This window comes from Vibrio sp. V38_P2S17PM301, from assembly GCF_009904845.1.
GTDB lineage: Bacteria > Pseudomonadota > Gammaproteobacteria > Enterobacterales > Vibrionaceae > Vibrio > Vibrio proteolyticus.
Map to the genome: position 1 here is coordinate 1 of NZ_WXWO01000096.1, position 22,287 is coordinate 22,287.

Genomic DNA, 22,287 nt, shown 5'->3' on the forward strand with positions numbered 1-22,287 from the left:
GTTCGCCAGTCGCTTTGGCTCAGGAGGATGTAAAAGGTACGATTTATCTCACTTTTGACGACGGACCAATCAATGCGTCACTGGATGTGATTAAGGTGTTGAACGATGGCGGAGTCAAAGCCACCTTTTACTTTAACGCCTGGCATTTAGACGGCATCGGTGATGAAAATGAAGATCGCGCTCTGGAAGCGCTCAAGCTGGCCCTGGATTCCGGTCACATTGTTGCCAACCACAGCTATGATCATATGATCCATAACTGCGTGGAAGAATTTGGCCCACAGAGTGGCGCCGAATGTAATGCAACCGGTGATCACCAGATCAATTCGTATCAGGATCCACTCTATGACGCCGCCACTTTCACTCAGAATCTGACGGTAATGGAAACATACCTGCCGGGGATAAGCAGCTACCCTAACTACAAAGGACATCAACTGGCTCGTTTGCCTTACACCAACGGTTGGCGGGTCGCCAAAAACTACCAGGCTGACGGTTTATGCGCGACTTCAGATGAACTCAAGCCCTGGGAGCCGGGCTACGTGTGCGATACCGACAATCCGTCCAACAGCGTCAAGGCGTCAATTGAAGTACAGAATATTCTGGCCAACCAAGGCTATCAGACTCATGGCTGGGACGTAGACTGGGCACCGGAAAACTGGGGGATCCCTATGCCTGCCAATAGCCTAACCGAAGCGGCGGCGTTTCTCGGCTACGTTGATGCGGCATTAAACAGTTGTGCGCCGACAACCCTTGAGCCAATCAATTCCAAAACACAAAACTTCCCATGTGGCACCCCATTGCATGCAGACAAAGTGATCGTTTTAACGCATGAGTTTCTGTTCGAAGATGGTAAACGTGGCATGGGCGCAACCCAAAACCTACCGAAACTGGCGGAGTTTATCCGTCTGGCCAAACAAGCCGGTTATGTCTTTGATACGATGGATAATTACACGCCAAACTGGCAGGTCGGTGTAACCTATCACCAAGGCGATTATGTCCTGCACAACGGGACGGTTTATCAAGCGGCCACCCCTCATACCGCACAAGCAGACTGGGCTCCTTCCGCCACATCTACCTTATGGACTAATGCGGATCCTGCAACCAACTGGCGCATGAACGTGGCTTATCAACAGGGCGATATCGTCGTCTACAAAGGGCTGCGCTATCAGGTAGATGTGTCGCACGTCTCCCAGGCAAGCTGGACACCCGATCAGGAGAACAGTTTGTTCAGCGCGCTGTGATCTGATAATCGACGTTTACACTTAACCTTATCAAGGCCGCACAAAGCGGCCTTTTTGATATTTGCGCGCCAAACAAAAGTCGATCGGATCTATCAGTCCTGCCGCCACCTCGAAGGCAACGTGCCTTTACCCTAAAACGACGAAAGGCCGCTATAAAAGCGACCTTTCTATGTATGGTACCGGTGGGCGGACTTGAACCGCCACGCCCGAAGGCAACGGATTTTGAATCCGTCGTGTATACCAATTTCACCACACCGGCATCTTGAGGCTATTGCCTTTCGATGGATGGCATTATACGTAACTCCGGAGCGTGCGCAACAAGAAAAGCAAGGATTTCAACTCGTTTGCCGATAATTTCGCCATAAGTTCGAATTTCCTCACTCATTGGCCTCCTTTTCCGTCGCCGCTTATCACTTTTCCCCGCCGCATCACACAGTTACCAAACGTTTCATCTAAGCTAAACAAAGCGTTCTCAGCAGATAGCGCTTGGAGATAAAACGAATAATTGACAGGAGTACGCCAATGACGGTGTCAAAGTGGCAGTGGTTACTGAATCAGATGACGCGTAAATTGTGGTTTCGTACCTCACTGTTTGCTTTATTGGCTGTGCTGACCGCCCTGCTATCGCTAGCTCTGAATCAGGTGCTGACCCTACCCGCCGCGATGACGGTTAATATTGATCTGCTGGAAAACATTCTCAATATTCTGGCGACCAGTATGTTGGCTGTGACCACTTTCTCGCTCAATATTATGGTCTCCGCGTACAGCGCTGCCAGCGCGGGGGTCACCCCCAGAGCGACGCGTTTACTGATGGAAGACAGCACCACACAAAATGCGCTGGCGACATTTCTCGGTTCGTTTCTGTTCAGTCTGGTTGGCATTATCGCACTGGGCATTGGCGCCTACCATCAACAAGGACGAATCTATCTGTTTGTCGTCACTATGGCGGTCATCGTGATGATCATCCTGACTTTACTACGCTGGATACAGCACCTTTCGGTGTTGGGCCGGGTCAACGAAACCACCGCTAAAGTGGAGCAGGCCCTGCGTGACGCGATCCAAAAACGCGGGGCAGCACCTTGGTTGGGCGGTCACCCCTGGAGCCACCCTGAGCACAAGCCGCGAAACAGTCACCCTTTGTGCAGCGAGGCGATCGGCTACCTTCAGCACGTCGATATGCGTCACCTCAACGACCTCGCCGAGCATCATGACTGCACGATTTATCTGGCCAGACAACCTGGCAGCTTTGTGTACCTCGGACAACCGCTGGCCTGGATTTGTGGTTCAGCGCCCGACAGCGAAGACATGCTTTCTGCCTTCAGCGTGCGCAGCGAACGCTCCTATGATCAGGATCCACGTTTCGGTTTGGTGGTACTGGCGGAGATTGCATCCCGGGCGCTGTCACCGGCGGTTAATGACAGCGGTACTGCGATTGATGTAATGGGCCGAGCGGTGCGTGCGCTGGCACTGTGGGGGGAGTTGCAAGATCAGCCGCCGCAAACGATCCGGTTCCCACGTCTCTATGTACCCGCGCTCAGTAACCAGGATCTGTTTGATGATATTTTTCTGCCCATTGCTCATGATGGTTGTGAACAACTCCCCATTCAGATTCGTTTGCAGAAATCGTTGCTGGCGCTGGCGAGTATGCAACCAGCACGCTTCGCTCAGCCCGCGCTACGCTTGTCGGAAAAAGCCCTCGAACTGGCCTTGCCTCAACATTACACCGAAGAGGAGAAACACCTGCTTGCCGAACTGTCGCACCAGATCACAGCACAGACTCGGCGGGGGTAAATCTGTGATAGCCACGACATAAATACCGGTCACTTAACGCGGACACTTTTCTCCCTCTGATGAGCACTATATTCTGACGCCCAAATTTTCTGGTACGACACGAATTTATGACTCCTTCTCAAACCTTGCCACCTGCGGGCTTTTTCCGCCGTCTGGCGGCGCTGTTTTACGATGCGCTGATTGTGATTGCGATTGAAATGATCGCGGGCGGTATCGTGATTGCGATCCTTGAAGCCTTGTTCGCGGCGGGCCTTATCACCTATGGCAACTATGTGGATGTCAGCGATCTATTGACGAATCATCCGCTCTGGAGCCCGCTGTACAGTCTGTACCTGGTATTAACCGGGTGCTACTTCTTTATTTTCTTCTGGACTCGAGCCGGACAGACGCTCGGGATGCGAGCCTGGAAACTGCGAATCCAAAACGAAGATGGCAGCGCGATCCGCTGGACACAGGCTGTGCTGCGACTGGCGGTGGCGGGCTTCGGGTTAGCGAACATTATGGCGCTGGTTGACCCGAAAAAACGCGGACTGCACGATCTGGTGGCGAAAACGCAGGTCGTGGTTCTGCCCAAAGCCAACTGAGCGATACAAAAAAGGAAGGCTGGCGCCTTCCTTTTCTATTTGACGATTTACAACTTGCGCCGCATGAGCATCACGGCAATACACAAGAACACCACACTTGGTGCAATCGCACCCAATGCTGGTGGAATGCCATAGACCAAACTTAGCGGACCAAAGAACTCACTGGAAATGTAAAAGGTAAATCCGGCAATTACCCCTGACAGAATTCGCGCCCCCATGGTCACACTACGTAACGGACCAAAGATAAACGACAGCGCCATCAACATCATCACGGCAATCGAAAACGGCGAGGTGATCTTCCGCCATAACGCCAGCTCGTAACGGGAAGCGTCCTGTTCTGACGCTTTCAGATAACTGACATAGTCATACAATCCTGACAACGACAGCTCTTCCGGTTTGACGGTCACCACCGCCAGTTTATCGGGCGCCAGGGATGTCACCCAGCGGTATTCCGGTAAATTTTCTTTACTGATCACGATGTCATCGGTCATGTCCGTCAGCTGAACATGCTTCATTTCCCACTGATTGTCACCGATGTAATCCGCCTCGCGGGCGTATATAACGCTGAACAAATCTTTATTCTTATCAAAACGCCACATATTCAGGTTGTGGATTTTGTTTTCATCCACTTTACCAATGAAGATAAAATCATTGGCATCACGCGCCCAAACCCCGGTCCGGACCGACATCAGGCTACCACCCGAAGTGGCAAATGCCCGTAAATCACGCGCCATTTTCTGCGCTTGTGGTGCGCCCCATTCGCCAAGCAAGGTGACAAAAATCATCAGCGGCACCGCGGTTTTCAGCACCGACATACCAATATTAAGTTTGGAATACCCTGCCGCCTGCATCACCACCAGCTCTGAGCTGGACGCCAACATCCCAAGCCCGATCAACGCTCCCAGCAGAGCGGCCATTGGGAAAAACATTTCGACATCACGAGGAATACTCAACACCACAAAAAACAGTGCCTGCAGTAAATCGTAGGTGCCTTGTCCAACTTTACGCAACTGCTCGACGTATTTAATGATGGCCGACAGACCGACAAAGGTCACCAAAACCAGTGACGTGGTCGCAACAATGGTTCGGCCAATGTAAAGATCCAGAATTTTAAACACTGTTAGGCTGCCTTTTTCAGTTTCTTCTGTCGTAATTTATCTTTGAATCGTCTCATTGCCACACTGTCCATGGAGTTCGCCATGACCGCGGTAATCAACAACAACAGGTTGATTGGCCACATACCCAGCCAGCCCGGAATGGCTCCGTCTTCCAGTGCCGATTTGGTTGCACTGATAGCAAGGAAGTAAGTCAGGTAGATCAAGATCGCCGGGCCCATTTTGGCGAAACGCCCCTGACGCGGGTTAACCGCAGAGAGTGGCACCACCAACATGGTCAGCAATGGAATACACACCACCAACGAGATCCGCCATTGCAGCTCCGCCTGGGCTTCCGGGTCCGGATTTTTGATCAGCTGATGAGTTGGGATCGCTTCCCAGTCGCGGCGCTTTTTCTTCACGTCACGTTGACCAATCAAGCCTTCATACTGCTCAAAATCGGTGATCATGTACTGCACGCTGGTTGGCATTCCTTCGTAGCGGGTACCGTTAAACATGCGAATCACCTGACGCCCGTCGCTGAGCTCTTTCACCACACCGGCGTCAGAAAAGGCCACGCTCGGCAACACCGAATCACGCGGACGCAGCTGAGCCACAAACACGTTTTCCAGTTGCTTGCCTTTAATGTCATCGATGAACATCACCGACGATCCATCCGGCGTACGCTGGAACGTGCCTTTTTGCAACAGATCCACACTGTTTTCGGAGGAAAACTCTTCCATCAGCTGCGCTTCTTTGTCCTGACTCCACGGTGACAGCCAGAACGCGTTAAATGCCGCGGCCGCACCGGTTATGATCGCCAGATACAGCGCCGCCCGGATCAGGAACTTATTGCCGATCCCCGTGGCGTTCATCACGGTAATTTCACTTTCCGCGTACAAGCGACCGAACGTCAGCAGGATGCCAATAAACAGACTCAGTGGCAGCATGAGCAGCCCCATCGACGGCATGTTCAACCCGACGATGGACATAATCATTCGTGCAGGAATTTCACCATCCGACGCTTCCGCCAAAACCCGGATAAACTTTTGGCTTAGAAACACGAGAAACAGCACGAAGAATATCGCTAATTGGCTCTTGAGTGTCTCGCGGATCAAATATCTAACAATAATCACGCTGAAATTACCTATACAAAACTTGTTTTTTTAGTCGAATCACTATAATTTCCCGTTGAACCTTTTATTTTTTAAAAATTTCACTAAGTGTTGAGGACCTTTTAAACTTAGTCCTGATTAAGGATTCAACAAGTTAAGCGTCCATTATCTAACATTTAGGTCTATTTGTCTTCAGGATGTAGGAGTACGCATGGAGTTCAGTGTAAAAAGTGGCAGTCCAGAGAAACAACGCAGTGCCTGTATCGTCGTTGGTGTCTTTGAGCCACGTCGCCTTTCTCCAGTAGCCGAACAATTAGATAAGATTAGCGATGGCTACATAAGTTCACTACTTCGTCGTGGTGATCTGGAAGGAAAACCGGGGCAGATGTTGCTGCTTCACCAAGTACCAGGCGTTCTGTCTGAACGTGTTCTGCTTGTCGGATGTGGCAAGGAGCGTGAACTTGGTGAGCGTCAGTACAAAGAAATCATTCAGAAAACCATCAGTACGCTGAATGAAACCGGCTCGATGGAAGCGGTCTGCTTCCTGACTGAACTGCATGTGAAAGGCCGTGATACCTATTGGAAGGTCCGCCAGGCGGTGGAAGCAACCAAAGATGGCCTGTACACCTTTGATCAATTCAAAACCGTCAAACCGGAAACCCGTCGTCCGCTGCGTAAACTGGTATTTAATGTCCCGACTCGTCGCGAACTGAGCCTGGGTGAAAAAGCGATCACGCACGGTCTGGCTATCTCATCTGGCGTGAAAGCGTGTAAAGATCTCGGTAACATGCCACCCAACGTTGCCAACCCGGCGTATCTGGCCTCTCAGGCTCGACGTCTGGCTGACGACTACGAGACCATCACCACCAAAATCATTGGTGAGCAAGAGATGGAAAAGCTGGGTATGACGTCTTACCTGGCGGTTGGTCGTGGCTCGAAAAACGAGTCCATGATGTCGATCATCGAATACAAAGGCCACCCAGATGCGAACACCAAACCTATCGTGTTGGTGGGTAAAGGTCTGACATTCGACTCAGGCGGTATTTCACTCAAACCCGGTGAAGGCATGGATGAGATGAAGTACGACATGTGTGGTGCAGCTTCGGTATTTGGTGCGATGAAAGCATTGGCCAAACTGAATCTGCCTTTGAACGTAGTGGGTGTCCTGGCTGGGTGTGAGAACATGCCAGGCAGCAACGCATACCGTCCGGGTGACATTCTGACCACCATGTCCGGTCAGACTGTCGAAGTGCTCAATACGGACGCAGAAGGTCGTTTGGTCCTGTGTGATGCACTGACGTACGTTGAGCGTTTCGAACCCGATTGTGTGGTCGACGTTGCAACGCTGACTGGCGCCTGTGTGATCGCGCTGGGTCATCACATCAGCGGGGTTCTGTCGAACCACAACCCGCTGGCGCACGAATTAGTGAATGCGTCTGAACAGGCCAGTGACCGTGCATGGCGCCTGCCAATGGCGGACGAATACCATGAACAGCTGAAGAGCCCGTTTGCGGATATGCAAAACATCGGCGGTCGTCCGGGTGGCACCATTACGGCCGGTTGCTTCCTGTCGAAGTTCACGAAAAAGTACAATTGGGCGCACCTGGATATCGCCGGTACGGCGTGGAAATCTGGCGCAGCGAAAGGCTCAACTGGCCGACCAGTCTCGATGCTTGTCCAGTTCCTCCTGAACCGCAGCGGCCAAGAGACAGAAGAATAATTTCTGCAAACATCCAAAAGGGCCGTCAGGCCCTTTTTTAATACCACTTTCACCACGACGAAAACACAATGCAAACGGCAACCTTTTACATCGTTAAAGACGGCAGCCCGCAAGCCGAGCCCGCTGGCTTTATACCGTATGTGGTTTTTCTGGCTCACCACTTTGCCAAGCAAGGGGCTAAGGTCTACCTCAACTGTCACAATAAAATTCATGCTGAACAGCTGGCCGAAGCGTTCTGGCAAGTTGAGCCGGATCAGTTCGTCGCGCACAATCTGGTGGGGGAAGGCCCGAAATACGCCACCGCGATCGAAATCGGATTTCAAGGTGTTCGCCCGAGCTGGAACCGCCAGTTGGTGATTAATCTGGCCGATAATGAGACAACCTTTGCGAACAAGTTTGCCGAAGTGGTAGACTTCGTCCCCTGCGAGGAAAAAGCGAAGCAGCTCGCAAGAGAAAGGTATAAACTTTACCGTCAGGCTGGCTACCAGTTGCAGACGGTCGAAATACAACACCCATAACGGTCAATCCTTATAGTTAAGCTCTCTCTTCAGAGAGTTCACTTATAGAGATTGACCACTGATTTAAACCATCAACGTATCCATTTAAGAGCGCTATGGAAAAGACATACAACCCAACTTCAATCGAACAAGCTCTGTATCAGACTTGGGAAGAGAAAGGCTACTTTAAGCCACACGGTGACACGACTAAAGAATCATACAGCATCATGATCCCGCCACCGAACGTCACTGGTAGCCTGCACATGGGCCACGCGTTCCAGGATTCCATCATGGATACACTGATCCGTGCTGAGCGTATGAAGGGTAAAAACACCCTTTGGCAAGTGGGTACCGACCACGCGGGCATCGCAACTCAGATGGTGGTTGAGCGTAAGATCGCAGCAGAAGAAGGCAAAACCAAGCACGATTACGGCCGTGATGCGTTCATCGACAAGATCTGGGAATGGAAAGGCCAGTCTGGCGGCACCATTACCAAACAGCTGCGTCGTCTGGGTGCCTCGGTCGACTGGGATCGTGAACGTTTCACCATGGACGATGGCTTGTCTAACGCGGTTCAGGAAGTGTTCGTGCGTCTGTACGAAGACGATCTGATCTATCGCGGTAAGCGTCTGGTGAACTGGGATCCAAAACTGCACACAGCGATCTCGGACCTGGAAGTTGAAAACAAAGACAAAAAAGGCCACATGTGGCATTTCCGCTACCCGCTAGCCGACGGTGTGAAAACCGCCGACGGCAAAGACTACATCGTTGTAGCGACGACCCGCCCTGAAACCATGCTGGGCGACACCGGTGTGGCGGTTAACCCAGAAGATCCTCGTTACAAAGATCTGATCGGTAAAGAAATCCTGCTTCCTGTCGTTGACCGTCGTATCCCTATCGTGGGTGACGAGCACGCAGATATGGAAAAAGGTACTGGCTGTGTGAAAATCACGCCAGCGCACGATTTCAACGACTACGAAGTCGGTAAGCGCCACCAGCTACCAATGATCAACATCCTGACGTTTGACGCGAACATTCGTGACACGGCTGAAGTGTTTAACACCAACGGCGAAGCAAGCGATGGTTACTCCACCGAGATTCCAGCCAAATACCAAGGTATGGAGCGTTTTGCGGCGCGTAAAGCGATCGTGGCAGAATTTGAAGCACTTGGCCTGCTGGACGAAATCAAAGACCACGACCTAACCGTTCCTTACGGTGACCGTGGTGGCGTGGTTATTGAACCGATGCTGACTGACCAATGGTATGTACGTACTGCACCGCTTGCAGAGACAGCAACCAAAGCGGTGGAAGACGGCGAAATCCAGTTCGTACCCAAGCAATACGAAAACATGTACTTCTCTTGGATGCGCGACATTCAAGACTGGTGTATCTCTCGTCAGCTTTGGTGGGGTCACCGCATCCCGGCATGGTACGACAACGACGGTAACGTCTACGTAGGTCGCACAGAAGAGGAAGTTCGTCAGAAGAACGGTCTGGCGCCTGTTGTGGTTCTGCGCCAAGACGACGACGTATTGGATACCTGGTTCTCTTCAGCGCTATGGACGTTCGGCACACAAGGTTGGCCAGAGAACACTGACGATCTGAAAACCTTCCACCCTTCAGACGTACTAGTCACTGGTTTCGACATCATCTTCTTCTGGGTTGCTCGTATGATTATGATGACGATGCACTTCTGTAAAGATGAAAACGGCAAGCCGCAGGTACCATTTAAGACGGTTTACGTGACCGGTCTGATCCGTGACGAAAACGGCGACAAAATGTCGAAGTCAAAAGGTAATGTCCTTGACCCAATCGATATGATTGATGGCATCGATCTGGAATCTCTGGTTGAGAAGCGCACCGGTAACATGATGCAGCCTCAACTTGCGGCGAAGATCGAAAAGAACACGCGTAAGACGTTTGAAAATGGTATCGAAGCCTACGGTACTGACGCGCTGCGTTTCACTCTGGCCGCGATGGCATCAACCGGTCGCGACATCAACTGGGATATGAAGCGCCTGGAAGGTTACCGTAACTTCTGTAACAAGCTTTGGAACGCCAGCCGCTACGTGCTGATGAACACCGAAGAGCAGGATTGTGGCTTTAACGGTGGCGAGATCGAATATTCACTGGCTGATAAGTGGATCGAGTCTCAGTTTGAACTGGCAGCCAAAGACTTTAACCATCATCTGGACAACTTCCGTCTCGATATGGCATCGAACACCCTCTACGAGTTTATCTGGAACCAATTCTGTGACTGGTATCTGGAACTGACCAAGCCTGTGCTTTGGAAAGGTTCGGAAGCGCAGCAACGCGGCACACGTCGCACGCTCATCACAGTACTTGAGAAAACGCTGCGCCTGGCGCATCCGGTGATCCCATACATCACCGAAACCATTTGGCAGAGCGTGAAACCATTGGTAGACAGCGTTGAAGGTAACACCATCATGCTTCAAGCCCTGCCTCAGTACGATGAAGCGAACTTCCACCAAGAAGCACTCGATGACATCGAATGGGTGAAGTCTTTCATTACCAGTATTCGTAACCTGCGTGCAGAATACGACATCAACCCAGGCAAACCACTGGAAGTGATGCTCAAAGCCGCCAGCGAGAAAGACGCAGTGCGCCTGGAAGCCAACAAACAAGTATTGGTTTCTCTGGCGAAGCTTGAGTCTGTGCGCGTGCTCGCCGCCGGTGAAGAGATGCCAGCGTGTGCCACTGCACTGGTAGCGAAGTCTGAACTGATGATCCCAATGGCGGGCTTGATCGACAAAGACGCAGAACTGGCTCGTCTGGATGGCGAAATCAAGAAAACCGAAGGTGAAATCAAGCGTCTGGAAGGCAAGCTGAACAACGCAGGCTTTGTCGCTAAAGCGCCGGAAGCGGTCGTTGCGAAAGAGCGCGAGAAGCTGGACGGTTACAAAGAAACGCTGGTGAAACTGGCCGAGCAAAAGACCACCATCGCCGCGCTGTAACGCGGAGACAGGCACCCAAAAGGCAGCGATTTCGCTGCCTTTTTTCTGTCTGGATTCATTCGATAAGCGGACTATACCAAGCGGTTTTGTTCGCCCCCTTCTACAAATGCCTGGATGTTCTCGATCAGAATGTGGGCCAGTTTTTCAATCGATGAGTCACTGCCCCAAGCCACATGCGGAGTCAGTAGCAGGTTGGGCATGTTCATGTTCGCCAACAACGGATTGTGCTCATCCGCTGGCTCAGTACTGAAGACGTCTACGCCCGCTGCGCCAATCCCCCCTCTCTGTAACGCAGCCACCAGTGCGGCTTCATCCACCAGGCCACCGCGACCGGTATTGATCAATACCGAATCAGGCTTCATCCGGGCCAACTCTTTGGCACCGATCAAATGGTGCGTTTCGGCGTTCAACGGACAGTGCAGGGTCAGAACATCGGCCAGCATCAGTACCTGTTCAAACGGCAGGTAGCCTTCCCGGCACTGCTGCACACCTTTACGTTCAGCAAAAATAACGTGCATCCCCAGCGCTTGGGCCAGTACCGCGGTTGCCTGTCCCAACTCGCCACTGCCTATCACACCCAGCGTGGCCCCGGCAATGTCTCCGATCGGATGCGTAAAGAAGCAGAACTGCTTGTTGCGCTGCCATTCTCCCTGTTGGATATCCTGATGGTAGCCCACCAAGTTGCGCCGCAGTGCAAACATCATCGCGACTACATGCTCAGGAACCGACTGAGTGGCATACCCTCTGACATTGGCAACAGCGATACCGAGCGAACGACAAGTCTGGAGGTCGACATTGTTATATCCGGTTGCCGCCACGGCGATCAATTTCAGCTCCGGAAGACGGCGCAGTAATGGCTCATCCAGCACAACTTTGTTGGTGATGACGATATCGGCACTTTGCACCCGCTCAAACACGTGCTCAGGCGCGGTTAAGTCATATTCTACCCATTGATGATCAAACGGTAGATGCGGCAGACGGATATGAGCCGGGATAGTGGCCCGGTCGAGAAACACAATAGTAGGCAGCGACATACAATCTCCTTGTGCTGCCTAAGCGGTCTCGTTATGGACGCGGCAGCATTTTATAGTCTGGCAATTTTCGCACAGGATCGAAATAATCAAAGATCATCTCCTGAGCTTCAGGATAGAAATCACACGGCACAAAGATATTGCGCAACCAGTGACTACGCGGGTGGTAGAAACTCAGCTCTGCCGCATGTAATTCTAAACGCTCAGAAAACTGATACGCCTCTTGCTCAGCATAGAACTCATCCCCGACGATCGGGTGTCCTATCGCTTGCATGTGGACCCGTAACTGATGCGAGCGCCCGGTGATCGGAAACAGCCGCACCACCGTGGTTTTCTCTTCACGTTTGGCAACCTGATACAAAGTTCGGGAAGGCTTACCGCGTTCATGGCTCACCATCTGTTTTGGCCGATTTGGCCAATCACAACACAAGGGCAGATCCACTTCCCCCTCCTGTTGCTCAACCTCTCCCCACACGCGTGCATAGTACACTTTATGTGTCAGTCGATATTGGAACTGTTTCTTCAGCGCCGCTTCCACATGGCGATTTTTGCCAAACACCATTAATCCAGACGTCGACATATCCAATCGATGTACTACTTTGACATCAGGATAGCTCTCCAGAAGACGGCTCCACATGCTGTCGTAATGCTCTTCCAGTCGCCCGGGAACCGACAACAGGCCCGAGGGTTTGTTGACGGCAATGATGTGGTCATCTTCATAAACCACATCGACCCAGGGTTGGGTTGGCGGGTGATATTCCAGCATGGCCATAGTTTGTCTCTACTCAATCGATGACCGACGAGTATAGCAGGAGAGCCAGAGCGGCTGAATGCCCATCTGTCACGATAAAATGATCACAACCATGTAAATCCCTTTGGACGGAGTAAAAATCTATGATACTCATAGAGAATATTGACAAAAATAAAAACGCCTGAAAAAACAAATACAACATAAAGGAAGAATGAGAATGGACACTGCCGCCGTGCAAACGTTGGAGAAGCGCGCTTCTCTGCCTCAACTGATACGCTCTCTGGGCCCCGGAATAATGATGGCTGCGGCCTGTGTCGGTGGCTCCCACCTGGTCGCCTCCACCAAAGCCGGTGCCATCTACGGCTGGCAATTGGCCGCACTGATCCTGCTGGTCAACCTGTTTAAATACCCCTTTTTCCGGGCCGGTATCCAATACACCATGGGCACGGGGGAGAGCCTGGTCGAAGGTTATGCTAAGCTTGGGCGCCCATATCTGTGGTTGTTTATCGCACTGGCGGTGATTTCCGCGATCATTAACACCGCGGCCCTGACGCTCTTCAGCGCCAGCCTGCTCGGTTATTTCATGCCGCTCGAGCTGCCGATGACCACACTAGCCATCATTGTTCTTGTCACTTGCCTGGTGATCCTGTTTGCCGGTCACTACAAAGCGCTGGACACTCTGTCTAAGGCCATCATGCTGGTCCTGACTTTGGCAACACTACTGGCCGTCGCGGTCGCAGCCGGAAACCCGGTCACCACGCCGCCCACATTCGAGGCGCCTTCTCCCTGGACTCTGGCCGCCATCGGTTTTATTGTGGTGACCATGGGCTGGATGCCAGCTCCGATTGAAATTTCCAGCCTGACGTCGATGTGGCTTAAGAGTCAGCGTCGTCATCAACAGGTTACCGCTCAGTCAGCGCTGTTCGATTTCAATGTCGGCTACATCGGCACGGCACTGCTGGCCATTGTGTTTCTCGCTTTGGGCGCCCTGGTGCTGCATGGTACGGGAGTAGAACTATCTCAATCTGGTGTCGGCTTCTCTCACCAACTGGTCAGCCTGTACGCCTCCACCATTGGTGAGTGGTCACGTTACCTGATCGCGGTGATCGCCTTTTTTGCGATTTTCGGCAGTACGATTACCGTGATCGATGGCTATTCACGAGTGATTTCCGAGTCTCAGCGCCTGCTGCGTAATCAAGAAGAGGCCAATCCTAAAATAACCCAGGCCTGGATGCTGCTGGTGTCTGGTGCCGCTCTGGCCATTCTGATGTTCTGGATGTCAGCGCTGTTACCCATGCTTGACTTCGCCATGGTGATGGCATTTATGACCACCCCTTTCTTCGCGTTATTGAACTACATTCTGGTGACTCGCACCGCGCTGCCGGCCAATCTGGCCTTGAGTCGTAAACTCAGATGGTTGTCGCTCGCCGGTCTGGTGTATCTGTTTGGCTTTCTGGCGCTGTTTGTGTGGTGGAAGTGGTTGATGTAACGCCGGCCTGAAAAGCGCCATCGGTATCCAGAAAATACAAAGGGCAAGCTCACGCTTGCCCTTTGTCGTACGGTCTTTACCGCTAAATACTGTTACAACTGACCGATAAGGTATCCACGACGATTGCGTTCACATTGACGTTAATGTCCTGTGAACCATTAAATCCGTTGTCGCAGGTGACCGCCAACGTGTAGGTACCATCATCATGATCGGTGGTTGCGACACTGACCAGCCCGAAATCAATCGCCAGCCCAGTCGCAGTCACCGTATGACCACCGTGTCCGACCACGGAGTTGTCTGCTTGGCGTAGCGTTAAGGTCACGTTGGTGGTACTGCCTTCATCCTGGGCGACCGTATCCGGAGACACCGCACTCAACGACGTATCGACTGCCGTTATCGTCAGCGGCGCTGTGTTGCTCAGCACCTCGCCGCCTACCGTAGCGGAAATCGTATAACTGCCGGCGTCCGTCGCTGACACAGTGGCACTGTAAGTACCGTCAGTATTATCGGTGATATCCGTAAACACCAGTCCAGACGGCGATGACGCCAACTCCAGCGTTCCGCCGCTTTGCGTATAATCCTGATTATCGCCGTCTTTGAGTGTCACAGTCAGAGTTGTGGTCGCGGCGATATCCATCGCTTCATTCGCGACGGCCAGCGTTGAGTTGGTGACAATATCCACCACAGACAGGAATTCCACCGTTACGCTGCCTCCCAGTGCATTACCATCAATACTGCCTGAGACAGTGACCGACTGTGCATTCGACGAAGTGATTTTGGCGGTATACGTCCCATCTCCCTGCGAGGTGATCTCCGTAATGGAGACTCCAGAATCCGGGCTCGCCACCAGCGTTAAGGTACCGCTGTTATCACTTCTATCATTACCATACTGATCTTTTTCCTGCACTGTCAGTGTGATGGTTGACGTACCATCGGCCGGCGCCGTTGATGCCGATGCACTGATGGTGGTTTGGCTGTAATCTATCGCCAGGACCTCGCTACAGAAGGTGTGATCCGAAGGCAGTGCGATATCGAACACAACCGGCTGTGAATCACTGGCGGTCACCGTTTGCCGCTCGCCCCAGTAATACTGGTTGTCCAGTCGCACGTACGCCGACCCTTCGTACTGAACCGTATCGACGGCGCGGTTCTCCTGAGCGGTGCCGTCCTCATCCACTTGTCCCCACAAGTATTGGCCGTAGTCTTGGTTATACATCCAATAGTACGCCGAAGGCGCGGCTTTCTCGCGGGTGACATCTTGCTGATCATCAAGACAAACCAAGCGCACGTTTACGGTTTGGTCGATCTTGTCGCACAGCTCCAGCGACATGAGCTGGATTTCATCCAGATTCGCGCTGGCCGTGAACTCGACCTGCCCCCAGGTTTGTCCGCCATAGTAGTACAGACGATAGAGCCCATCTTGCAGCAAATTCGTCAGTGACAGCGTATCCCCGGAGATCTCGCCGGACGACTCATAGGAATAACCGGAATAGAGGTAATAGCGGCCAGAGGTCACCGCCTGAGCAACACTGGTGTTGGTCGGACACACCAGATTCAGACTCGGCTGGATATCAATCGTCGGTGGATTAGTGATATTCAGGGTGGCTTTCAGCGACTTGGTGTTATCCCCCGACAAACCAAAACAAAAATCGTCCAGATCCAGGCCGGTGTCACCACTGGCAACCGATGTCACCTGACCATCAACTTCTATCGAGGCCAGTAAGCTGTTGCCCTGACTGTCCAGCAAATCAAAATGCCCCGCAAACGCCGGTACCCGGTTAATTTCCAGTTTTTCCGGATTGTCACCCCAGCCCGACGGCTTGTAGGCCCAGCCACCGCCAGCTTTAGCAAACGACAGCCTCAGTTTCTGATTATTCGGCTCACCATTCTGGTCGACCACATCGATGTCCAGCTTACAACGATCCTGACCATACCAGTCGAGATTATAATAAGACAGATGAGTGATCTGCTTGGATAGGGTAAAGGTATCGCTGTTTTCCTTCACGATACTCGCCTCCCCTTCATAGTGCCATTTACCCGTGGTGTCGGTATAGCTCCAGATCGGGATGGTTTGATCATTGAGAGAAAGCGGTGCGCCGGTATTTGGGTTGGTGGTGGACTTAGGCACGTCAAAGGTCAGGCGAATCCCGCTGCCATCAAAGCCTTTGACCTGATTGCCCGCTTCGTCTTCCAGTTCGATGGCCACAAAGCCTGCAGAAATAAAGGTCAACCCGGTAGCAGAGCGAATGTCTGCCGGTAAATCACCGGTGACTTCTTGTGGCGACAGCCCCCCCGGGAACAGGTACAACGGATTGTTGTCTGCGTCGGCAATCCCCTGGGGATCGGCGGAGAACATCATCAACGACGCGGTGATGTCACCGACGGGCACAAACGCCGACCCGTCTTCAGCCAGCAGGGTCGTACCGGCAGGGATGGTTAAACTGGCGCTGGCTCCATCGAGAATCCGCCCCCCGCTGGTGGTAGTTGACTGGATAGGCGTGGACAACGTCAGCGTGCTCGCGGTTGAGGAACCGGACATGGCGACGATTTGCGCTGCGTACGCAGTCGCCACATCGTCAGAGGAAGATTTCGGCATGACCTCGACCCAGTAGCTCGTCTCCATCGACGTTTGGGTCAGATCGAAATATTGGGAGTTAGAGAAAAAGCCTTTGCCGTGCGTCACCAGTGTCAAACTGGCTCGGCTGTCACCACTGGAGGACGCGTTGAAAACACTGATAGAAATTGGCACGATGCCTGAGTCCGGAACCAGCAGCACATTACTTTGATAAGCCGCCCCGTCAACATAACCGGCCACCTCACGCCCCGAAACGTCAGTCACACTCACCCGAAAGTCCTGTGACTGATTGCTGACATCAAACACAAATCTCACTTCCAGATTCGATAGTGGCGTGTCATCGGTCGTATTGGTCACATTGAACGACAATGCCTGCACCTGGCTGGACACATCATCGTCGGAGTCACTGTTACACCCGACCAGTCCCAATGTCGATAACATCAGTACTACAGCGGCTCTGAGGCATCCATTTTTGAATCGTCTACCCATTTCATATCCTTATTATTCACGTCAACAACATAAGCAATAAGTAGGATATGAAGTATTTTCATGTTTTCCATGAAATATGGGTAAGAAATATCCTGGTCTGCGACTCCCAACTCATTGAATGCGTGATAAAAGTCACCCTATCAGGCCCTGATTGAGGCTTCGCCAACAAAAAACCTGCCGCAGCAGGTTTTTTTGTTGGCAACAGACCAGTCTGTGTCTGCCCTGAGAGTGTCACAGCATGGCTCAGTTATGAGACACCACAATCAGACGCAGAGAGTCCAGCTGATACTGAGCACGACTGATGTAATCCGACAATGCCTGAATCTGACGATCGATGGCTTCCAGCTCTTCATCACGGATATTTGGATTGACGGCTTTGAGTGCCTGTAGGCGCCCCAGCTCACTGTTGAGACTGGCCTGCATCTCCTGCTGAGCCTGATCACGTACCGCCGCGACCTGCTCGACAATGCGCTGATCAGCCTGTTCAATCAACTGATGCACCTGCGCCTGTACTGAGTTCACCAACTTGCTGGCCAAATGACGGTTCACTGGACTCAGCTGACGGTTAAAGCTTTCGAACTCCACCTGAGCGGACAGATCGTTGCCCTGTTTATCAAGCATCAGTCGGATTGGCGTCTGCGGCAGGAAGCGGTTGATGCCACTGCTTTTTGGTGCCTGCGCATCCACCAGATAAACCAGCTCGAGCAAAATGGTGCCCACCGGCAGGGCTTTGTTTTTCAGCAGCGACACTGCACAGGTGCCGACCCCTTCACTCATCAGCAGATCAATCCCTCCCTGAATCATCGGGTGCTCCCAACTGATGAAGTGCATATCTTCGCGTGACAGCGCTGTATCCCGGTCAAACGTGATGGTGGCGCCTTCATACGGCAACCCCGGATAGCTCGGTACCATCATATGCTCCGACGGAGTGACCACCAAGGCGTTCTCGCCTTTGTCATCCTGATTAAGACCAATGGTGTCAAACAGGCTAAGAGCAAACGTCACCAAATTGGTATCACCGTCGGTTGAAGCAATTTTTTCCACGATTTGCTGCGCTTTGTCGCCACCATTAGAGTGCATTTCCAGTAAACGGTCACGCCCCTGTTCGAGCTGCGATTTCAATGACTTGTTCAGCTTGGCAGACGCCTCTATCACCTCATCCAGCGCGTCCACATTTCCGCTGGCCAGCATCTCAATCAGCGCATCGGCGTACTGATCGTACACCGCGCGCCCGGTCGGGCAGGTTTCGGCAAACGCGTTCAGACCTTCATCAAACCAACGAGCGAGGATCGCCTGTGCCGTGTCTTTCAGGTACGGCACATAAATGTCGATATCGCGTTGTTGTCCAATCCGATCCAGACGACCGATACGCTGCTCCAGCAGATCCGGGTTGAACGGCAGATCGAACATCACCAACTGATTAGCAAACTGAAAGTTGCGCCCTTCCGAGCCGATTTCACTGCAAATCAGTACCTGAGCGCCGCCCTCTTCCTGTGCAAAGTACGCCGCCGCTTTATCACGCTCGAGAATCGACATTCCCTCATGGAAGACCGTTGCGCGGATCCCTTCACGCTCTCGCAACGCCTGCTCCAGTTGCAGTGCCGTGTTGGCTCGCGATGCAATCACCAGGATCTTCTCGCTGCGTTTTTCTTTGATCTTCTCCAGCAGCCAGTTGACCCGAGAGTCGAACTGCCACCAACTGGCGTCATCGCCTTCAAATTCCTGGAAGATTTCTTCCGGATAGAGGTTCTTTAAAGCCCGGGCCTGATCGCTCATCTTGCCACCCAACATACCGGCAACGCGCATCGACGTAGTGTACTGTGACGGAATGTCCATCGGCAGCAACTGTACATTGCGCTGCGGGAAGCCTTTGATGGCGGCACGGGTGTTGCGAAACAGCACGCGTCCGGTGCCGTGGCGGTCCATCAGGTTATCGATCAGTTCCTGACGGGCACTCGCTTTGGCGTCTTGGTCGCTGTTGCTTTCAATGATTCGAAACAGTGGTTCGACATCCTGCTCGGACAACAACTCACTGATCTGGTTTTTGGCTGCATCCGCCAGTTGCTCACCGGCAAACAGCGCCGCCACCGAGTCGGCCACAGGGGCATATTGTGCTTCTTCTTCGACAAACGCGGCGTAATCGTAAAAGCGATCCGGATCGAGCAGACGCAAACGGGCAAAGTGGCTCTCACGTCCCAGTTGCTCAGGCGTCGCGGTCAACAGCAGCACTCCCGGTGTTTTCTCTGCCAGCGCTTCAATCACCTGATATTCACGGCTCGGATTATCCTGACTCCACTCCAGGTGATGCGCTTCGTCCACCACCAGCAGATCCCACTCCCCTTCCAGCGCCTGTTCAAAACGCTGACGGCTCTTGCGCAGGAAATCCAATGAACACAACACGTACTGCTGCGTATCAAACGGGTTGTCGGCTTCTTCGAACGCTTCGACACAACGCTCTTCATCAAAAATGGAGAAATGGAGGTTGAAACGACGCATCATCTCCACCAGCCACTGATGCTGCAGAGTTTCGGGTACCACAATCAGAATGCGCTCCGCACGCCCAGACAGGACCTGCTGGTGAATGATCATCCCAGCTTCGATGGTTTTCCCCAGCCCCACTTCGTCCGCCAGCAGCACACGCGGAGCATGACGGCGGCCAACTTCGTGAGCGATGTACAATTGATGAGGGATGAGGCCGGCGCGCATGCCACACAAACCACGCATCGGGCTCTTGTGTTGTTGGTATTGATTGCTCAGGGCACGATAACGCAGGACAAAATTGTCCATACGATCAATCTGGCCGGCGTACAGTTTGTCCTGTGGCTTATTGAAACGAATCTGGTTGCTGAGCATGATTTCACGCAGCACCACACCGCTTTCGCCGGTGTCTTGCCGGGTGCCGATATAGCTGAATAGACCATTGCTTTCCTGCACGTCCTCAACGCTCAGAGACCAGCCTTCCTGACATTCGATAAGGTCACCGGGATTAAACGTCACCCGGGTCACTGGCGCATCTTTGCGGGCATAAACCCGGTTTTCCTCCGATGCTGAGAACATCAGCGTTACGGTTCGAGCATCCATTGCTACGACGGTACCTAATCCCAAATCGCTTTCCGTATCGCTAATCCAGCGCTGCCCCAAAGCAAATGTCATGAATCGACTACCTCATCTGTTGGTCTGAAACTATTTTAGTGTGAATCCCACCTGTTGAAAGGCGACTGAACAGGATAATCCGGCTCAGTAAGGAGGTGGAAAAAAGGCCGCTAATATTACTTGAAGCTGTGATACAGGTCACGTGCAAACACCCCGTTTACGACGTTTTTTTTACCGCGCTTTTGTGGCTGAAATCAAACTGTAAGAAATTCGTGTCATTCCTAGTCAGGAGTGTTGCTATACTCGAACTGAATATGCAGGACAGCACTTACGGACTCATAAGCTTAAGCCTGTATCTTCGGTATACGAGACGATGTATCAACACGGGTTTGCAGCACGTAGTGGATTTCTCCCTCGCATCCCGGCAAGCAGAAATCCGTCACCTCTGTTGCAAGCATCTTCGGCTAAGCACGCCGCGCTGCGGCAAGGAGACGCTTATGGGCGATACCGATCGGAAACTGTTTGTACTCGACACCAATATCCTTCTTCACGAACCTTTTGCCATCTATTCCTTCCAAGAACACGACGTGGTCATTCCCATGACCGTCCTCGAAGAACTCGACCGAATCAAAGACAGCAAACGCGATGTGGCGCGCGATGCTCGTGTGGCGATTCGCGCACTTGAAGACCTGTTCCGTGACGCCACTCCCGATCAGATTTCAGAAGGCATTCCCATCAATAAGGAAGGCAATGAGACAGGCCACATCTCCATTCTGGCCGATTTTGAACTGCAGGAAACCGTCAAAGCCTTCACCGACAAAGAGGGTGACAACCGGATTCTCAACGCGGTGTTGTACCTGCAAAATAAACGGGCGCCGCGCGAAGTCGTGTTGATCACCAAAGACATCAATATGCGTCTGCGTGCCAAAGGTGCCGGCGTGCGCTTTGTCGAAGACTACCGGACCGATCAACTGATCGATGACGTTCAGTACCTGACCAAAGGCTTTCAGCAGGTAGAAGGTGACTTCTGGAGCAACATCGATCAGGTCGACAGCCGTACCATCAACGGCTACACCTATCACACTCTGGCCCGTGGGCCGTTTGAACCGACCTTCATTAATCAATACGTCATCGACCAGGAAAGTGACTTCGCCGGACGAGTCGAGTCGATCAATCCGGAGCAAATTACGCTGCGCGATCTCAGCCGCGAACGTATGATGCACCGCAAAGCGTGGGATATCACGCCGAAAAACATCTATCAGGGCATGGCGCTGGATGCCCTGCTCGATCCCGACATCGATCTGGTGATCCTCACCGGAGCAGCCGGCAGTGGTAAAACCCTGTTGGCGATGGCGGCGGCGCTTGAGCAGACCATTGAGAAAGGCATGTTCGATAAGATCATCGTCACCCGTAATACGCCAGATATCGGTGAGTCCATCGGCTTCCTGCCCGGGACAGAAGAAGAGAAAATGATGCCCTGGCTGGCGGCGGTCACCGACACACTGGAAGCGCTGCACAAACACGATCACTGCACTGAAGGCTCTCTCAAATACATCTGCGACAAAGCCAACATTCAGTTCAAGTCGATCAACTTCATGCGCGGCCGCTCAATTCAAAATGCATTTGTGCTGCTCGATGAATGTCAGAACCTGACCGCTTCACAGATCAAAACCATCATTACCCGCTGTGGTGAAGGTACGAAGATCGTTTGCTCGGGTAACCTGGCCCAGATCGACTCTCACTACCTGACTCCGGTCACCTCCGGCCTGACCTACATGGTTGAACGCTTCAAAAACTTTGAAGGCAGCGCCAACATTCACCTCAACGGCGTGGTCCGCAGTCGTC

General features: G+C 52.5%; 14 protein-coding genes and 1 tRNA gene. 8 read left to right on the forward strand and 7 right to left on the reverse strand.

Annotated elements, in window-relative coordinates:
- The first annotated feature begins 14 nt into the window (after positions 1 to 14).
- A complete protein-coding gene (gene cod, locus CAG64_RS19905; protein ID WP_161489353.1) occupies positions 15 to 1,238 on the forward strand; it encodes a chitin oligosaccharide deacetylase in 1,224 nt (407 codons plus the stop codon).
- A 174-nt stretch (positions 1,239 to 1,412) separates the two neighbouring features.
- Here the strand turns inward: cod and CAG64_RS19910 are convergent.
- A tRNA-Leu gene (locus CAG64_RS19910) sits at positions 1,413 to 1,497 on the reverse strand.
- A gap of 263 nt (positions 1,498 to 1,760) precedes the next feature.
- On the opposite strand from CAG64_RS19910, the gene CAG64_RS19915 reads away from it, so the two are divergent.
- Together CAG64_RS19915 and CAG64_RS19920 are read left to right on the forward strand one after the other, a co-directional pair.
- On the forward strand, positions 1,761 to 3,029 hold the full coding sequence (locus tag CAG64_RS19915) for a DUF2254 domain-containing protein (RefSeq protein WP_161488396.1): 1,269 nt from the start codon (positions 1,761 to 1,763) through the stop codon (positions 3,027 to 3,029).
- Positions 3,030 to 3,136: 107 nt separating this feature from the next.
- Positions 3,137 to 3,613: an RDD family protein gene (locus CAG64_RS19920; protein WP_021706824.1), complete on the forward strand. Its 477-nt coding sequence runs from the start codon at positions 3,137 to 3,139 to the stop codon at positions 3,611 to 3,613.
- A 47-nt stretch (positions 3,614 to 3,660) separates the two neighbouring features.
- On the opposite strand, the gene lptG is transcribed toward CAG64_RS19920, so the two are convergent.
- The gene (gene lptG, locus CAG64_RS19925; RefSeq protein ID WP_021706825.1) at positions 3,661 to 4,731 is read right to left on the reverse strand and encodes an LPS export ABC transporter permease LptG; all 1,071 of its coding nucleotides are present in this window, start codon (positions 4,729 to 4,731) and stop codon (positions 3,661 to 3,663) included.
- 2 nt (positions 4,732 to 4,733) lie between these two features.
- Positions 4,734 to 5,843, reverse strand: coding sequence for an LPS export ABC transporter permease LptF (gene lptF / locus CAG64_RS19930; protein ID WP_161488395.1), 1,110 nt, complete (start codon positions 5,841 to 5,843; stop codon positions 4,734 to 4,736).
- 190 nt (positions 5,844 to 6,033) lie between these two features.
- Here lptF and pepA point away from each other — a divergent pair, with 190 nt between their 5' ends.
- The 3 genes from pepA to CAG64_RS19945 all read left to right on the forward strand — a co-directional run bounded on the left by pepA (position 6,034) and on the right by CAG64_RS19945 (position 11,014).
- Positions 6,034 to 7,542 carry a leucyl aminopeptidase gene (pepA, locus tag CAG64_RS19935; RefSeq protein ID WP_021706827.1) on the forward strand — a complete coding sequence of 503 codons (1,509 nt, stop codon included), beginning with the start codon at positions 6,034 to 6,036 and terminating at the stop codon, positions 7,540 to 7,542.
- A gap of 68 nt (positions 7,543 to 7,610) precedes the next feature.
- On the forward strand, positions 7,611 to 8,060 hold the full coding sequence (locus CAG64_RS19940; RefSeq protein WP_021706828.1) for a DNA polymerase III subunit chi: 450 nt from the start codon (positions 7,611 to 7,613) through the stop codon (positions 8,058 to 8,060).
- Between the two features lie 95 nt (positions 8,061 to 8,155).
- The gene (locus CAG64_RS19945) at positions 8,156 to 11,014 is read left to right on the forward strand and encodes a valine--tRNA ligase (RefSeq protein ID WP_161488394.1); all 2,859 of its coding nucleotides are present in this window, start codon (positions 8,156 to 8,158) and stop codon (positions 11,012 to 11,014) included.
- Between the two features lie 71 nt (positions 11,015 to 11,085).
- Here CAG64_RS19945 and CAG64_RS19950 read toward each other — a convergent pair whose 3' ends face one another.
- Positions 11,086 to 12,048 (reverse strand): D-2-hydroxyacid dehydrogenase, encoded by a 963-nt coding sequence (locus tag CAG64_RS19950; protein ID WP_161488393.1) that lies wholly within the window; start codon positions 12,046 to 12,048, stop codon positions 11,086 to 11,088.
- A gap of 31 nt (positions 12,049 to 12,079) precedes the next feature.
- Positions 12,080 to 12,817 carry an RluA family pseudouridine synthase gene (locus CAG64_RS19955; protein WP_161488392.1) on the reverse strand — a complete coding sequence of 246 codons (738 nt, stop codon included), beginning with the start codon at positions 12,815 to 12,817 and terminating at the stop codon, positions 12,080 to 12,082.
- Between the two features lie 196 nt (positions 12,818 to 13,013).
- Between CAG64_RS19955 and CAG64_RS19960 the strand changes: the two genes are divergently transcribed.
- The gene (locus CAG64_RS19960) at positions 13,014 to 14,285 is read left to right on the forward strand and encodes an NRAMP family divalent metal transporter (RefSeq protein ID WP_161488391.1); all 1,272 of its coding nucleotides are present in this window, start codon (positions 13,014 to 13,016) and stop codon (positions 14,283 to 14,285) included.
- Positions 14,286 to 14,367: 82 nt separating this feature from the next.
- On the opposite strand, the gene CAG64_RS19965 is transcribed toward CAG64_RS19960, so the two are convergent.
- Positions 14,368 to 17,349 (reverse strand): Ig-like domain-containing protein, encoded by a 2,982-nt coding sequence (locus CAG64_RS19965; RefSeq protein WP_161488390.1) that lies wholly within the window; start codon positions 17,347 to 17,349, stop codon positions 14,368 to 14,370.
- 243 nt (positions 17,350 to 17,592) lie between these two features.
- Positions 17,593 to 20,502, reverse strand: a complete 2,910-nt coding sequence (gene rapA / locus CAG64_RS19970; protein ID WP_161488389.1) for an RNA polymerase-associated protein RapA — start codon at positions 20,500 to 20,502, stop codon at positions 17,593 to 17,595.
- A gap of 437 nt (positions 20,503 to 20,939) precedes the next feature.
- On the opposite strand from rapA, the gene CAG64_RS19975 reads away from it, so the two are divergent.
- A partial coding sequence (locus tag CAG64_RS19975) for a PhoH family protein (RefSeq protein ID WP_161489352.1) occupies positions 20,940 to 22,287 on the forward strand: 1,348 nt, incomplete at its 3' end.

Bases quoted from the DNA above. Each gene is read 5' to 3' on its own strand.
- CAG64_RS19920 (WP_021706824.1), top strand. From the start codon at position 3,137: ATGACTCCTTCTCAAACCTTGCCACCTGCGGGCTTTTTCCGCCGTCTG.
- rapA (WP_161488389.1), bottom strand. From the start codon at position 20,502: ATGACATTTGCTTTGGGGCAGCGCTGGATTAGCGATACGGAAAGCGAT.
- CAG64_RS19950 (WP_161488393.1), bottom strand. From the start codon at position 12,048: ATGTCGCTGCCTACTATTGTGTTTCTCGACCGGGCCACTATCCCGGCT.
- CAG64_RS19965 (WP_161488390.1), bottom strand. From the start codon at position 17,349: ATGGGTAGACGATTCAAAAATGGATGCCTCAGAGCCGCTGTAGTACTG.
- CAG64_RS19915 (WP_161488396.1), top strand. From the start codon at position 1,761: ATGACGGTGTCAAAGTGGCAGTGGTTACTGAATCAGATGACGCGTAAA.
- CAG64_RS19945 (WP_161488394.1), top strand. From the start codon at position 8,156: ATGGAAAAGACATACAACCCAACTTCAATCGAACAAGCTCTGTATCAG.
- CAG64_RS19940 (WP_021706828.1), top strand. From the start codon at position 7,611: ATGCAAACGGCAACCTTTTACATCGTTAAAGACGGCAGCCCGCAAGCC.
- pepA (WP_021706827.1), top strand. From the start codon at position 6,034: ATGGAGTTCAGTGTAAAAAGTGGCAGTCCAGAGAAACAACGCAGTGCC.
- CAG64_RS19955 (WP_161488392.1), bottom strand. From the start codon at position 12,817: ATGGCCATGCTGGAATATCACCCGCCAACCCAACCCTGGGTCGATGTG.
- CAG64_RS19960 (WP_161488391.1), top strand. From the start codon at position 13,014: ATGGACACTGCCGCCGTGCAAACGTTGGAGAAGCGCGCTTCTCTGCCT.